Here is a 14,833-nt window from a genome sequence, read left to right as displayed (position 1 = left end):
TTTCATTCATCACTCTCCTCTGTAGCGGCTAGTACTGCAACGGTGCGGTTTGCACGACGTAGATAGGTTTGAGCGACACGCTGTAGGTCATCTGGTGTTACCTTGTTATAAGCATCTGGTGCATTGAATAGCTTCTCGAAGCTACCAAAGTAGAGCTCATAAGTGCCTACCGTATTTGCCTTACCGTTGATGGTTTCCATAGAACGATAAAAATTCATCAACTTGATATTTTTAACTTTCTCAAGCTCCTGCTCTGTCACACCTTCACGTGCCACGCGATTAATCTCAGCAATTAAGCTCTTTTCTAGCTCAACAGCGGTGATCCCAGGGTTCGCCACTCCCATGACATAGAAAAGATTCGGGTCTATGGTCATAGGCAGATAAGTTTCAACTTCAATAGCGAGCTGTTTCTCTACAAGAGATTGGTACAGACGAGAACTATTACCTGCACTAAGCACTGATGACAACAGATCAAGTGCGTAATAATCATCATGTGATGATGCCGGTACATGATACGCAAGCATCACATTAGGTGTGCTTACCGATGCTTTTTGAACAAAGACTCTGCGCTCGCCCTTTTGTAGCGGCTCTACCGTTTTCACTTCTCGTGGCGGTGCTTGTGCTGGTATAGGCGCAAAATACTTATTTGCTAATGCTTTTACTTCAGCGAGTTTCACATCACCCGCAATAACAACAACAGCATTGTTAGGGGCATAATAAGTTTTATGGTATTGCACCAGATCATCTAAAGTCCAAGCGGCAATATCAGACTCATGGCCAATGACTGACCAGCTATAGGGGTGAGCTCTAAAAGCCGCTCCCTTTATCTCCTCTTGTAGCGTACGCCAGTTTGAGTTTTCAAGACCAGTAGTTCGCTCTGAGGCAACAACCCCACGTTCACTTTCAACCATATTTGCGTCAATATCTAAGTGCGCAATACGATCAGATTCAAGATCAAAAATGGTTTCCAATGCATTTGCTGGGAACCAATCTGTATAAACGGTTAAGTTCTCAGTGGTGTAAGCATTATTGGCACCACCAGCGGCTTCCATAGTACGGTCGAACATCTTAGGACCATACTTTTTCGCCCCATTAAACATCATGTGTTCAAAAAAGTGAGAGATCCCAGTGATCCCAGGCACCTCATTACGAGAGCCTACCTTCCAAAAAAGATACATATTGGCGTTAGGGATTGAAGCATCCTCAACAACCATAATTTTCATGCCGTTATCTAGAGTAAAACTCTGGATATCTTCAGCTTGAGTCGCTTGAACTGAGATCGAGGTTATCAGTAACCCCAGTGTCAGTATCAATCCCGATACTATTCGGATCATTTTGCGCTCCCTATAAATGAGCAGACTGTGTGTTTATACCTATGGGTATTTAATGTGTGGTGAACATCTACCAACTAAAACCTATGCTCTAGCCTAGATAGATGAGATCAAGCGTCACTATAGAAAAACAAAACAAGATTAATATCAAGTCAAAGCTGCCAATTTACCATTTAGAGTTGTAACGGAATGCAATAAAAATAGAGATAACTTTCAATTCCATAAAAGGCTAAATCTTTATATTGGTGCTATGGTTTAGTAAAAAAAGGAGCGGAGCTAAGTGACGGACTCACAGACTTACGAATTTTCTGACTTAGATGGCATAGCCTGCAATACTGAGGTCAATATTCAGATCCCAACCCCCACACAAGCCATTCGCCTACGCACCCGAGTCATAGGTGTCGACCCTCAATTATCTGTCATTTTGGCCCTAGGAACAGACAAAAACTGGCAACATGCAACTGAATTTATTACTCAAGGGCAAAGTGTGGTGATTCGGATCATTAAGAGTGATGAGCCTGAAGCGACTGTGCTCGCATTTAGAAGTAATATCACTAAATTGCTCAATAGCGCCGGACGTTGGCTAGTTATCGACTATCCCAAAGCGCTACAAAAAGTCGCTTTAAGACAACACTCAAGAATCCCAATCAAGGTTGAATCATCAATGAGAGCCGCGCCATTAAAAGAGGGAGGAGAAAGTGCAGAAGCAAAACCCTTAGCTCATGGGCATCTAACAGATATTTCAATTAAAGGCGGTGCTTTTATCTGCAAGAAAACAGACAGGTTAATCAAGGATGGTAATAACCTTTTACAAGTGAAAATCATGCCCGAAATGGAAACCATATCAATACCCGTCACAATACGAAATGTGCTTGAAGTCGAAAGTGATAAAACACACAACCAATACGGTTTCGAACTCGATAGTCCACAAAGCGAGGCTGAGCTATTCGTTCAAAAGGTCATTCTTAATCACTTGCTGCAATAGCTTATTTGAGCAGATGACTTAATCAAAAAGGGCTAATTCCCCACTTATGGTTTAGGGATTTTTCGCTCTTTTGCTGCAGCTTCTTTCGCCTCTCTGAGGTATTTATCTTCTCTCGACTCCCGCTCATTAAATTGCTGCTGAGCTTTAGCTTTTTGCTCTGACTCCCAGTCATTATCTAACATCTTTTTATAGATCTTCTTCTCTCTGCCTTCAGTCTCATTGGCCGCTTCTTTTGCCTTTTTAAGCTGCGCTTGTTCAACCTGTTTAGACTCTTCTCGCGCTTCATCAGCCTTCTGGGTCAAACTCTTATACTCAGAAGCTTGTAGGTTTGCCGCCAAAAATAAACACACTAAACTTGCTAAGGTTAGCCCATGGCTACCCGCTAACTTCCCTATTATCATTTTCATCTAACACTCCTTTATTATCTGTTCATCACTTTGAGGCCTTATACTTTCTCCAGTTTGGCATACCTCATTTCTTTGCAACCAAAACTCGATAAACTCAGCCGCTGGCAGGGGTTTTGAGAATAGATATCCTTGCTGCAACTGTACGCCTTTCCCCTGTAATGACATGGATTGCGCCTCATCCTCTACACCTTCAGCAATGATCTGCAGCCCTAAAGATTTTGCCATCTGGATATAAGCATCCAGTACTTGAGTTCGATTAGGTGACAGCGTTAAGGTATCAATAAAGATCTTATCAATCTTCATCACATCTATGCTTAACTCTTGCAAATATGAGGCCCCCCCATATCCAGTTCCGGCGTCATCAAGTTCAACGCAAACTCCGAGCGCCTTCATCTTTTCAATATTGCTTCTCGCCTCTGCAAGGTTTTTCAACGGCAGACGCTCAGTGATCTCTATAGCCAGCTGATGAGAGGGGAAGCCCTGATTGGTCAGCTCAGTTAACTGCTCAGCAAAAGTTGACTCTTCTAGATGTTGCGGAACCAAGTTTATGCTACAACGAAAGCTTGTTGATGAATGTAAAACCTCAGCAAGATCTATGGGGATATTTTTCAGTAGCTGGAGTGTAACTTCGTTGATCAAGTCACTCTCCTCTAATGTCTGAATAAATAACGCTGGGGACTCTATACTTCCATCAGGCTTAACCCAACGCACAAGCGCTTCAGCCCCTGAAATAAACCCGGTTTTAGCATCGATAACAGGCTGATAGAAAGCAACCATCTCACCGTGTTGAACCGCTTGCAGAAGTTGGTAATCTAAAGAGTTATGCTGCTTCCTAATCAAACTGATGATATAGAAACACAATAAACTCAACATGATTGAGATTGGTGTCGTAAACATCAATGATGACAGCGCCAGGCTTCTCACTCTTTGTCTACCGACCACGGCATCGATATAAAATGGGAACTTATCACTTATGACTCTTTCAGAACTCAGTATACGGTCTTTTAAGCCTCCCACCTTAAAGATAAGGTCGTCATTAGATAGCCGAACTTCCACATTTCGGCAGTCCGTACAGTCGTCCTCAAAGAAAGAGTAGCTATCCTCTAGTGCGATACGCACAACATTAATTCGCTCTCTGGTTTCTAAGGTTAAAAACAGATCTCGCTTAGCGAGTCCTTGCCAGTCATATCCCATAAAGCTAATGGCACGGTTCTTTTTCTTATCCAGATAGATAATATTTTCAAAGGTCCTATCTAATTGAGATACTTTGATATTCCCAACTACGGAGCAGTAGGTCCAAGGATCTGAATCTCTATGCCTTATCAGGAATAACCCAGCACCTAAATGATCGAACAAAAACTCCTCTAGCGTTTCCTGTCCTTCATAGTCACAACCATCGAACTCGACTTCATTGAGCTTTTGTAAACTAAGGCCTGCCACATGCAGCTTATGTTCAATATAACTAAGCAGCTGTTTTGAATCAGATTTAACTTCTTTTGATACTTGCCAATACGCATAAGAATATGAGGTGATAACAGCGATAAATACCACTAAAAGAGAAAACAGTCCCCAGGAAGATACCTTTCTAAATTGCATAGTCAGTAATGTCCATCAACTAAATCAATAACTTCTTTAGTGGCAATACTCACAAACCCCTCCCCAGAGGACAGCTCAGAACAAAGGCGATATTTTAACCCTACATGAGTGATAATGTGCAGATAAAAATTAGCTAAATATCGGTTATATATTACAAAAACAAACTTCGGGTTTGAGTAAAGGTTGAAATAAGGTTACTTTTAACTCTGCTGTAATCTTGTACTAATAGATATAATGCATTTTTAACTAATTTCACACCTTAATGGATTTCAGTGATATGGGACAAGGGAGTATAGGAATGGGCCATTGGTCTTATCTATTATCTAAGCTGACTTCAGATAGGCCTAGCTTGTCTGAAAAGCTTGAGTCTTGGCTAGAAGAAACTGACGTTTCCCCTATTGCTATCATTAAGAATTACCACTTTATTGAAGCTAGCCCAACTGCCCTAAGCTATTTTCAAGCACAACCGGAACACCTACTAAACGCCACCCCCTATGATATATCCCCTCGAATCCAATCTTCTGGGCACAATAGTGTTGAATACTCACAAGAGCTAATTCAAAAAGCCTTAATGGGTGATGTCATAGAGTTTGATTGGCTTCATTTAAGCCAGCAGGGTAAAGAGCTACCCACTAAAGTCTCTCTGTTCCCTTTTAATCTTGATGGGCACCCCGTAGTTGTCGCTCAATTTGTGGCAGCAAATAGACGAACAAGAGCCAGAGCTAGCACAGATAATGGATTTAGCAGCTTACCTAGCCAATTGATGTCGATGACATTAGAGGACAGTGCTGAAGCGGTTTATATTACCGATGCCAAACATAATATCATCGCAGTCAATAAAGCAATGTCGCGGATCTGTGGCTATAGTGCCGATCAACTACTGCATAAAAGTATCGATCTTATTGACCTACGCAAACATACAGCACTAGAAGAACAAGAGTACAATAGCGCACTCGAGGAGCGAGGTAGCTGGCAAGGTGAGGTTTGGAAGCAAAGATCTGATGGTTCAGAGTTCCCAGCATGGAAAAGTTGCCGCAAACTGATTGCTGATAACCACACTTACTACGTCACTATTTTTAGTGACATCAGTAGTAAGAAGAAGCTAGAAGCCAAACTCACTGAACAAGCCATGTACGATACTCTGACAGGCTTGCCGAATCGATACCACCTTAAGCTGCTTCTTAACCAAGCACTGCAAGAAGTTAAAGATAACCCAGCCCAAATGGGCGCGTTAATGTTTCTTGATCTTAATGGCTTCAAAAACATTAATGACTGCTTCGGTCATGCGACTGGGGATAAGGTACTGCAACTTGTTTCAGCGCGATTAGAAGCCAGCTGTATCGAAAAAGCAGAAATTGCTCGGCTCGGTGGAGATGAGTTCACCTTAGTAATAAAAGGCTGCCAGGATAAAAGCGAAGTTGAGGCATTTTCTCAGCAAATTATGACCCTGTTTGAGGCCCCATTTGAGATTGATGACCAAAAGTTATACTTAGGAACCAGTATCGGTATCGCGTTATTTCCAGAGCACAGTAACCAAGCGAGTAAATTGCTCAGCTTAGCCGACACAGCCATGTATAGCGCGAAGAAAAGCCCACAGCATGTACTTTTTTATAATACTTCGATGCACGAAGAAGCTGAAAAGAAACTCACTTTACTTAGTGAGCTACGCCATGCTCACAGTCTCAAGCAGTTCAAACTCGCTTATCAAGTCATCGTCAATTTAGAGTGTAATACCGTTATTGGTGCAGAAGCCCTATTACGCTGGCAAAAGAGCGATGGCGAAGTGGTTAATGCGACCGATTTTGTTCCTTTGCTTGAAGAAACGGGGCTACTTATCTCAATTGGCCCTTGGGTATTGAAGCAAGCTTGTCAGCAGGTCGCCCAATGGCGGCACGAACACGCTCCAGATCTCAAAGTATGCGTTAATGTTTCACCTATGCAACTAGAGCATCCAGACTTTTCTCTCCATGTTAATCAAGCTTTAGAGATCAGTCAGCTGCCCGCCGACGCGCTAGTATTAGAGATCACCGAGTCAGCACTATTAAGGCAGCCTAAGAGAGTTAAAAAAACCCTAAGCCATCTCAAAGCGTTAGGCGTGAGTATTGCTATTGATGACTTCGGGGCAGGCTTATCCTCATTAAGCAAGCTTGGAAGCTTGCCCATAGATAGCTTAAAAATTGATGCAGGCTTTGCTAAGCGCTTAAGTGAGCCACAGGGGAAGCTACTTTGCCAGGCAATGATACAACTCGCTCAAGCTTTAGATATTAGTTTTGTCGTAGAAGGGATCGAAACACAGCAGCAGAAAGAGATCTTAGAAAAGATGGGGAAAGGCTTTGGTCAAGGATACTTCTTTGGTCACCCTAAAGCTGCAGATAGCTTTACCTCAGAGAGCTTCATTGCTATCGATGAGTAGTAGCAACAAAACATCAGTCATACGGACTGAAAAATAAGAGAGTGAAAGCTGCGCCGACATCCGCAGCCAGTTAATGACGCGCGCACTGCCTCCCTGCATGGACAGCACACCGACGCAGCCTTCACACCACCTGTAGTACAGATGATTCGAATACATTAGACCTCATCTAATCATAAATAAGCGTGATCAATTTACGGTTTTATTCAGCGCTCACTGATATATGTCACAAAAAACAGTTCCCTTTAGATTGAGCCGTTTCTACCTACATCAAAAAACATAATTAACGTTATGAAAATATCATTTTTTATAACGCTTTCTAATCTCTGCAGGCATTGAGTTTAAACGCTGTTCAACCATGGCGCCTAATGCCTTTGTTAACGGTGTCACTTCAACACTTGGCTCAATTGCCTTAAGCATCATGGCAGCAGCTTCGAGAGTTGATAAACTATCACTTCGACTTGCCTTCCTGATGGTGTAGTTAGACGCAGACTCTAAATCTAAATGCAGCGCAGGGTACTTCTGTAACCAAGGGTTTAGCTGTAAAAGCTTATAGGCTTTTCGCCATGTGCCATCCAACAATAAAATAATCACATCTTCTGCGAAGTCTACCTCAGCTGCATTTTGACTTTCATCTGAGGGGTAAACAAGGAACACAGGCTTTTTACTTGCCTCTAAGTATTGTTGCAACTGAGCAAAATCATCAGGCCCCTCACCAACAATAACTTGAGTACGGGGAATAACCAGAGAGAGTAAACGGACGCTATTTTTTGCATGACCCACTTCACTAGGATCTTGCAATACAATAATCTCTGTCATCACCTCAATCTGCTCGATACTTTTACAAAGACAAGCCTTCAAAGGGTAATGACATTTTGGGCAACTAGGACGCGTCACAAAGCTCTCAATTTTCAAACTGTGGGTAAAGTATTGTAACCGACATCAGATACAAACTGTATCAAGCAAATTATTTACACTCTCACCCAGCTTTATTACATTTGTATATTCATTAAGAGGTACGGAAGTACTTTGAAGTGAATTTTAAGGGACTATTTTTATTAACTATTTTCGAGATGTTATTCATTTAGATGAAGAATACTCTCTCGAAGTACAAGCCGTGAAAAACCAGTATATACAAGGAAGTAACATGAAAAAGTCAAGCTTAAGCATCGCTATTCTGCTCACACTTTCCCCTTACATTAAAGCTGAAGAGCAACAGATTTTAAATAGCTTCCAACATGAGGCTAACCTCACTTACGTTACAGATACTGGAGACGATGGCACTTCGCTCTGGCAACTAGACTATCGTTACTATTTCGATAAAGTCGACAGTGAACAAAGCCCCTATGCGCTCAATACTTTTATGGCTCAAAGCTCCAACATGGGCGCACAATATAGCTTAATGAATACCGAATACCGTGGCATTGGAGGTGATTTTGATACAGATAGCTACAGTATTGATGGCACCTATGTTTTCGACTCTAACTGGTTTTTAGGGCTAGCCTACCAACACGTAAGCCCAGAACAACAAAGTGCAACTTATGACCAAGATAGCGATACGTACACCATCAATGCCGGGTACTACATTAATAATAGCGCTTCCCTCAGTGCCTTCTACAGTAACAGTGAACAATCTGAAGAAATAGATCGTGAGTTTTATCAACTATCTATGGAACAATCTGTAGATAGTTATGGTGTCGAATATCGCCACTTCTTTGCATTGAACACACTTTCAGGCATCGATCTATCGGCCAGGCTAAGCCAGGAAAAACTTGACTATATTTCAATATCGAGTGGTGTCTCTAACACCACAAACCTCTCAAATAACACAGTCAATACGGCGGTAATTAACTTAGACTGGTATATAAATCGTTCATGGTCCATTGGCGCAAACTACCAATGGTTAGATATAGACGCTGAATATATCGCAACGGGCGATCTTGAATGGCATACAAAAATGTCACATAGCGATAGTTTTTATGGTTTGAAAACAGCCTATTGGTGGCAGATATCTCAACATTTTTCCGCTAATTTTAATGCCGTAAAACTTTTTGGTTCAGATGAAGATAATACCCCAGATGGCTTCTTGATTGGCGCATCGATCAATGGACGCTTTTAACTACTGATACCTTCCTCGCATGCCATCTTTGGCATCCGAGGATAAATACCTCTGACTGCCATGGAAGGTGGGAATGGCAATAAATGACTGGAACACCTCTTGTAAGTAAGCAGGGCCATGTATAAAAAAGCCCGCTACTGTGGTTAGCAGTTGGCGGGCAAAGGGTGTTGCTTAAAATAATCAGTTATCGTCTAACATCTAGGCTCTAGCAACTAAAGTCTAACGACTCGTGTTAATGCGCATGTTGCTCTTGATGCCAGTGGTCTAAACGAGACATTGCCATCATAGACAGTAATGATATCGCTAACCCCCCCATCACAAGTGCTACCGCATAAGGCGCTGTTAAACTGGTCTGCTGTACTAGACCTGCGAGCAAGGATGCACCGCTCATTTGAATGCAACCTAGCATAGCGGTTGCAGTACCTGCACGCTCACCAAATGCTGACAATGCCATACTCGTCGCAGGGCCAAGTAAAAGTGCAAATCCGACGCAAAGCAACATCATAGGGAACATGAAGCTCAGGGCTGCCGCTAAGCCTGTTTGTGGCCCCAACACTTGCACAAGCACCTGTAGTAGCGCCGATACCAGCATAGTTATCAGTGCCAAGATAACCGTTGGACGATTTCCAAGCTTAGAGATAACCATAGGAGCAAGAAAACACGCTGCGATATTCACTGCTGCATTTAGGCCGAATAACCCGCTAAAGGTCAGCTCTGACATACCTAAAGTGTCAATAATCCATACTGGTGCATATGAAACATAGCTCAAAATCGCAGCCATGCCAGCCATACAGCAGATGGCATAAAACATAAAGTGTGGCTCAACTAACACAGGCTTATAACGAGCCCAACGGTATAAAGGCCCTGTCGTTACTGTATTCTTAGGGCGAGTCTCTGGTAATCGATAACCGACGACTAGCATCATTACAATTGCGTATAACGTCATAAAAATAAAGGTCGAGCGCCAGCCAAACTGTAGCGCTAATAAGCCACCTAGTGTTGGAGCTAACGCAGGAATAACACAGATCACTCCATTAAGGTAACTGTAGTAACGCGCACCTTCTTTTGGAGAAAAGCAGTCACGTACCGCACTAAATACCACAATCGAGGTCGAGCACGCTGCTAAACCTTGTAGTACTCTCGCCAGCTGTAACCAATGAAACTCCATGGCAACGGCAGCAAACAAACTACTCAGCATATAAAGTAGTACGCCACCTATCGCAACAGGTCGTCGACCATAGCGATCTGCAAGTGGGCCAATCAAGATCTGACCTACACCCATAGCAAAAAGAAACAGTACGAGTGTTGACTGAACTTCACTCATTGAAACAGAAAACTCTGTCGCCATCGTAGGCATAGAAGGGAGATAGATGTCGATGGCAAGCGGGCTTAAGACCACCAAAGACATTAAAATGGGTAACAGATTTCGACGCATAATTTTCTCTAGATGTAGCATTATTCTATGACTTCATTTTAGCTCAGCCATGATATGAACAGAAATGGTATAATTTCAGAACTGAATTTCCTTTAAGGAATAACTGATGAAATTAGATAATTTGGCTCGCATCGATCTCAATCTATTAGTGATACTGCAAGTACTGCTAGAAGAGCAAAGTGTCACCCGTGCTGCGAGCCGACTTCACCTAAGCCAATCAGCACTGAGTAAAAGCTTAAACCGATTACGCGACACTCTTGGCGATCCACTGTTTCATCGTACCGCTCACGGTTTAACCCCTACGGCTCATGCGGTACTTTTAAGCCAGCAACTTCCAGATATGCTGCAAGGGCTTTATCAGCTCACACAACCACCAAGCTTTACTCCTGCGAGTAGTAACCGCCAATTCTCCTTTGCTATGGTTGAAAGTGCCTATGAAACCTTACTGCCCTATTTCATCGGACCGCTACTTAATACCGCCCCCAACCTTAAGTTAGATACTTATGTTTGGATGGAGCAATCAATGCAAGCTCTACAGAAAGGTCAGATCGATTTCGGCATTGCGGGTCGCGATCTACACCCTCAATCTGACTTTCAAATAGATAAGCTAGCTGACGGTATTGAGCATCAAACTTTGTTTACCGATAAACAGATCTGTCTGGTGAGAGAGAACCACCCCATCATCTCCGCAGTCACGACAGGGCAGTGGAACTTACAGATTTATCTCGAAATGTCACATGTACAAGTTCGCTGTGAAGGTAACGACTGGTGGGCATTGGACTATCATTTAGCTAACTCTGGGCATAGGCGTAAGCTCAGTACTACAGTGCCTGACTTCTATGGCGCTGCCAGTGTATGTGCCCATAGCGATCTCATCTTTACCTTGCCTTCAAGCTTCGCTCGACATGCTCAAAAGCTCTACCCACTCGTGGAGTTACCATTGCCATTTGAATTTATTCCTTTGGCTTATGTGCTGCTTTGGAATAGCCGAAACAATGAGGAGCCTGGACACAAGTGGATAAGAGAGACCATTTGTAAGAGTGTCGCTGAGGCTTTTGAGGACAGTTAACAACGGGTTCTCCTCTTCCCGTTCAGCTTAAATTAACCCTTTATGGCTTATCATAAACACATTGATAAGATTAAAAACATTAAGCGATTTCTGCTTGTTTTTGACAATTAGTTACATTTTCAAAGCCAGATTAACTGAATTTAACGTGATATCTGGTCAATAAAAAAGCAGAATCAATACAGATAAATTTTTGGAGTTATTATGATCTACAGTCAATTTCAGCAATCACCTTTTCAGGCTAGATTTTCTGGTGCCAAAGGTTGGATGGCATTTGCAGTCGGTCTGGCAGTTATCACGTTAACCCTTATCGCTTTGCCTTTTGTCTTGCTTATAGGTGCTATCAGCTTTTTACTATTGAGCCTTTTCGGCAGAATATTTTTAAAGAAGCAGCTTGCCCGGTTCCAGCAACAGCAGCGCTCATTTGGCGACCAAGCTGGCCAGGATCAATTTACACAAGAGCAGGGAAATCGTGTTTTCAGTGATCACCCATTTGCCGATAAGCATCCACAGGCTAAGCCTCATCAAGGTCGTACTTTCGAACACGATCCAAGCTAAATATCCGAGCTTAAAGCCCATATTTAACATCGTCACCTCAGGCTAATTGAGTTAGCCTGAGTCAAATAAACTGAGTTACACCTTAAATTGTGATGCGGCTAAGGGACGCTTTAACAGAGCTTCAAAACGCTTCCAACGTTCAGATGTTCTGGTTTCTCCCCCCTTTTCAACCCACCTAGCGACACTCTCTTCACCATGATTGTAGTTGATCACATAGGATCGGTTAGAGAGATAAAACTTAACCCTCTGCTCTGCTCGAGAACGGGTATACAAACCGTATTTAATCAACAAATTTTGCGCATCAAGCACTGAGATATGCCCATCTGTAAGCTGTTCACAAACTAAGTTATCCAAATAAGCCAACTTCTTATAGCAGCTTAATACCTGATGGTACCTCTCGATATCCCCTTCAATTCCAGCCAGTGGCATCAAGGTATCACGCTCAAAGCTGAGCACATCGTCAGGTGACATAATCAAACTTAGCCCGTAATTCGCGCTGCCTTCTGATAGAAATGAGATGGGGCTGTAGAGTGGATATACGGCATATTCAATCCACTGCTCATTTCTAACGAGATCTCGCTCCTGAAGTAGGTTGAATACATGATGTCCCGGATACCCCTCATGGCTTGCCAGCTCTAAGCAACGTTCGATATACAGCGGCTGATCTTGATTCAGCTGGATTAAGCTAGAGTAATTACCTTGATACCAGTTATAGGCAGTCCAAATTTTATCGGTAACAAACTCAATACTAAAATTTTCACCTTCCGGTAAAGCAATATGAGCACCAGTTAATGCTCTAGCCTTATCTACCGCGGCTTCAAAAACTGCAGGGATTTTATCTTGAGGTACGATAAATGCCGAACGAAATTGCTCAAACCGTGCAGCGAGTGAGCCACTACCCGGTAATAAAAGCTCAATTTCATCTTGAATTGATTCAAATGAGCAAAGCTCAAATTTTTGCGTTTGAGTATCATATAAACCGGTAGATTCAACATCAAAACTCCCAAGCTCACCCAAAAGATGCCCTAAATAGTACACCACAGATGACAACTGCTTCTTTAGGAAGCTATAGCGAGACTCAAGCTTGGTATCGACCTCAACCAAATCAAGTTCAGCAAGCTCAGACTCCAAAGTCTTAGCCACCTTGAGCAATGAGTTAAGAGGTAACTTTTCACAATCAGTCCTCCAGATCTCTGGCCCATAATAAGCATCAACATAAAATGGATCATGCATTCCAATAGCAAGGACGATTCTGACATATCGCTCAGCAACAGCATTCAGCTTGAGATTTAACTGACGGTTTTTCTCTACCAACACATCATCCGCTAGCATATTTTCAGCATGTTTCAGCAATGCGCTCTCCTAATATTCTTGAAAGATACAAGTGTAACATATTGCATATTGTATGCAGAAAGCAAGTTCACATGTTTTCATCGGTAAGTTTAGCGTATAGGAAAAGCTAAGAGAGAAGCTCTTTGGCACGCTCAAGGGAGTTGAGCTCATCGGGGGCGGTGGCTACTGAAAGTACATTTTCTACTTGCTGTAGTAACGAATCCCACAGAGGAGCAATCACCGCAAGCTCATCTTCGTTAGCTCGCTCTTTTGCAAGCTTCAATAGCGCCGAAGATGTAACGACATCAATTCGTCCAAGCATACCATCGGCTAGTGCGATACTGAGTTCAATCATCGCAGGGACACTATGGCCATACTTGATCACTTCACGAAGGTACTTCTCAGCCAAGGCTAGTTCATTTGTCGCTGAGCTATCGTCGTTCAATATAGCTTGAGCACGAGAAAGCATGGCATCGACCTGCCCTTGCTCGGCGGCCTCTTTCATCCACCTCTCGCTCGCCAGCATATCAACCTCAGCGCCTTCGCCATTGGCTAACATCAGTGCCAAATGAAATTGTGCGTGAGGAAAGCCAGCGTTAGCCGCTTGGGAGATAAAAAAGTTAGCCTTAATAAGGTCGCCTTGCTGATAAAAAAGCACCCCTAAATTAGCCATGGCTTCTGATTGTTCAAGATCGGCGGCCCGTTGCAGGTACTCCTCAGCCTTGGCTAAATCCACAGTAAGGGTTTCACTGCCTACTAGATAGAAATATCCGAGCAACGCCATGGCGTTAGGAACTCCCGCCTGTGCAGCCTGCGTGATAGCCTGCTCACCGGCAATGGTGTCTGCTTGACCATCATAACCATGGATTAAAGCAACACCATACTCATGCAGGGCATTCATATCTTTAGCCGATGCTTGTGCAAACCAATATTGAGCCTTAATTAAGGTCTCACTTGAGCCAGATTCTTGAGGCTTACAGTCATCAAGCTCTTCAATCGCCTGCTCCTGCTCTTGCTGCATCAAGGCGCGCGTTTTAAGTGACATTCCTACTAAGTACTGAGCTTCAGAATCGCCTTTCATGATGGCGCGATAACAGAGGTCGCGGCCAGCCAGTGAGTCGAAAGGTTCAAATTGATATTTAGGAAGAGGCTTACCCGTCACCTGTTTAAATAGTGACTCAACAAGCTTAAGCAGTTTACCGATAGACTTTTCACTTAACGCCAGTAACTGCTCAGCAGTTAAGTGATATTTTTCAGGATGGGCACCGCGATTACCGTCTCCTCTGAGCTTATGCAGTGCACGGGCAATACGCACATCAACGACACGCTTACTGTTAAGTGTCTCAATTCTGTCGTAAAGGTTTGGACTGTCGAACTTCACCCCTTTAGCTTCAGCCAGTTGATCTGTGAGCTTATGGGTGAAACTGCGAATTAACAGTAAAGCCTGAGTAGGAACATCTCTTACATAGCTTTTAGCTACGCCATAATCATGACCTAAATCAGCAGAGAATTGAGTAACAAATTCGACATCGGTAAGCACAGCGCAGCTCCATATTTTTAGAGCTTAAGTGTCATTTCTAATGAACGAACTTAA

13 protein-coding genes are annotated in these 14,833 nt (G+C 43.0%); 5 read left to right on the top strand and 8 right to left on the bottom strand.

Translation table 11 applies throughout. The annotated features are described in order from the left end of the window. Positions 1–2: 2 nt before the first annotated feature. A complete protein-coding gene (locus BM736_RS14595; protein WP_076413464.1) occupies positions 3–1,334 on the bottom strand; it encodes a pitrilysin family protein in 1,332 nt (443 codons plus the stop codon). Between the two features lie 277 nt (positions 1,335–1,611). Here BM736_RS14595 and BM736_RS14590 point away from each other — a divergent pair, with 277 nt between their 5' ends. Continuing rightward, complete coding sequence (locus BM736_RS14590) at positions 1,612–2,316, top strand: flagellar brake protein (protein ID WP_076413462.1); 705 nt, start codon at positions 1,612–1,614, stop codon at positions 2,314–2,316. A 44-nt stretch (positions 2,317–2,360) separates the two neighbouring features. On the opposite strand, the gene BM736_RS14585 is transcribed toward BM736_RS14590, so the two are convergent. Next, positions 2,361–2,717 (bottom strand): hypothetical protein, encoded by a 357-nt coding sequence (locus BM736_RS14585; protein ID WP_143562409.1) that lies wholly within the window; start codon positions 2,715–2,717, stop codon positions 2,361–2,363. Between the two features lie 6 nt (positions 2,718–2,723). Beyond that, the gene (locus BM736_RS14580; RefSeq protein WP_076413458.1) at positions 2,724–4,319 is read right to left on the bottom strand and encodes an EAL domain-containing protein; all 1,596 of its coding nucleotides are present in this window, start codon (positions 4,317–4,319) and stop codon (positions 2,724–2,726) included. Positions 4,320–4,617: 298 nt separating this feature from the next. On the opposite strand from BM736_RS14580, the gene BM736_RS14575 reads away from it, so the two are divergent. Continuing rightward, complete coding sequence (locus tag BM736_RS14575) at positions 4,618–6,732, top strand: EAL domain-containing protein (RefSeq protein ID WP_076413456.1); 2,115 nt, start codon at positions 4,618–4,620, stop codon at positions 6,730–6,732. Here the strand turns inward: BM736_RS14575 and BM736_RS25015 are convergent. Beyond that, positions 6,703–6,888 carry a hypothetical protein gene (locus BM736_RS25015; protein ID WP_143562402.1) on the bottom strand — a complete coding sequence of 62 codons (186 nt, stop codon included), beginning with the start codon at positions 6,886–6,888 and terminating at the stop codon, positions 6,703–6,705. The genes BM736_RS14575 and BM736_RS25015 overlap by 30 nt on opposite strands. Positions 6,889–7,029: 141 nt before the next feature. Beyond that, a complete protein-coding gene (locus BM736_RS14570) occupies positions 7,030–7,626 on the bottom strand; it encodes a tRNA-uridine aminocarboxypropyltransferase (protein WP_076413455.1) in 597 nt (198 codons plus the stop codon). A gap of 250 nt (positions 7,627–7,876) precedes the next feature. On the opposite strand from BM736_RS14570, the gene BM736_RS14565 reads away from it, so the two are divergent. Beyond that, the gene (locus BM736_RS14565; protein WP_076413453.1) at positions 7,877–8,848 is read left to right on the top strand and encodes a putative porin; all 972 of its coding nucleotides are present in this window, start codon (positions 7,877–7,879) and stop codon (positions 8,846–8,848) included. A gap of 232 nt (positions 8,849–9,080) precedes the next feature. On the opposite strand, the gene BM736_RS14560 is transcribed toward BM736_RS14565, so the two are convergent. After that, the gene (locus BM736_RS14560; protein ID WP_076413451.1) at positions 9,081–10,283 is read right to left on the bottom strand and encodes a multidrug effflux MFS transporter; all 1,203 of its coding nucleotides are present in this window, start codon (positions 10,281–10,283) and stop codon (positions 9,081–9,083) included. Between the two features lie 106 nt (positions 10,284–10,389). Between BM736_RS14560 and BM736_RS14555 the strand changes: the two genes are divergently transcribed. Together BM736_RS14555 and BM736_RS14550 are read left to right on the top strand one after the other, a co-directional pair. Continuing rightward, positions 10,390–11,352 carry a LysR substrate-binding domain-containing protein gene (locus BM736_RS14555; protein WP_076413450.1) on the top strand — a complete coding sequence of 321 codons (963 nt, stop codon included), beginning with the start codon at positions 10,390–10,392 and terminating at the stop codon, positions 11,350–11,352. 201 nt (positions 11,353–11,553) lie between these two features. Continuing rightward, positions 11,554–11,907, top strand: coding sequence for a hypothetical protein (locus BM736_RS14550; RefSeq protein ID WP_076413448.1), 354 nt, complete (start codon positions 11,554–11,556; stop codon positions 11,905–11,907). Positions 11,908–11,982: 75 nt separating this feature from the next. Here the strand turns inward: BM736_RS14550 and BM736_RS14545 are convergent, their stop codons facing one another. Continuing rightward, a complete protein-coding gene (locus BM736_RS14545) occupies positions 11,983–13,260 on the bottom strand; it encodes a hypothetical protein (RefSeq protein WP_256717873.1) in 1,278 nt (425 codons plus the stop codon). A gap of 106 nt (positions 13,261–13,366) precedes the next feature. Then, positions 13,367–14,794, bottom strand: coding sequence for a DUF4145 domain-containing protein (locus tag BM736_RS14540; protein ID WP_076413446.1), 1,428 nt, complete (start codon positions 14,792–14,794; stop codon positions 13,367–13,369). Between the last annotated feature and the right edge of the window lie 39 nt (positions 14,795–14,833).

Source organism: Shewanella sp. UCD-KL12, from assembly GCF_001957125.1.
In the GTDB taxonomy this organism is placed as follows: domain Bacteria; phylum Pseudomonadota; class Gammaproteobacteria; order Enterobacterales; family Shewanellaceae; genus Shewanella.
The sequence above is the reverse complement of the archived record's forward strand: the minus strand, read 5'-3'. Positions and strand labels throughout refer to the sequence as shown.

Bases quoted from the DNA above. Each gene is read 5' to 3' on its own strand.
- BM736_RS14575 (WP_076413456.1), top strand. From the start codon at position 4,618: ATGGGCCATTGGTCTTATCTATTATCTAAGCTGACTTCAGATAGGCCT.
- BM736_RS14560 (WP_076413451.1), bottom strand. From the start codon at position 10,283: ATGCGTCGAAATCTGTTACCCATTTTAATGTCTTTGGTGGTCTTAAGC.
- BM736_RS14550 (WP_076413448.1), top strand. From the start codon at position 11,554: ATGATCTACAGTCAATTTCAGCAATCACCTTTTCAGGCTAGATTTTCT.
- BM736_RS14585 (WP_143562409.1), bottom strand. From the start codon at position 2,717: ATGATAATAGGGAAGTTAGCGGGTAGCCATGGGCTAACCTTAGCAAGT.
- BM736_RS25015 (WP_143562402.1), bottom strand. From the start codon at position 6,888: ATGTATTCGAATCATCTGTACTACAGGTGGTGTGAAGGCTGCGTCGGT.
- BM736_RS14580 (WP_076413458.1), bottom strand. From the start codon at position 4,319: ATGCAATTTAGAAAGGTATCTTCCTGGGGACTGTTTTCTCTTTTAGTG.
- BM736_RS14565 (WP_076413453.1), top strand. From the start codon at position 7,877: ATGAAAAAGTCAAGCTTAAGCATCGCTATTCTGCTCACACTTTCCCCT.
- BM736_RS14555 (WP_076413450.1), top strand. From the start codon at position 10,390: ATGAAATTAGATAATTTGGCTCGCATCGATCTCAATCTATTAGTGATA.
- BM736_RS14595 (WP_076413464.1), bottom strand. From the start codon at position 1,334: ATGATCCGAATAGTATCGGGATTGATACTGACACTGGGGTTACTGATA.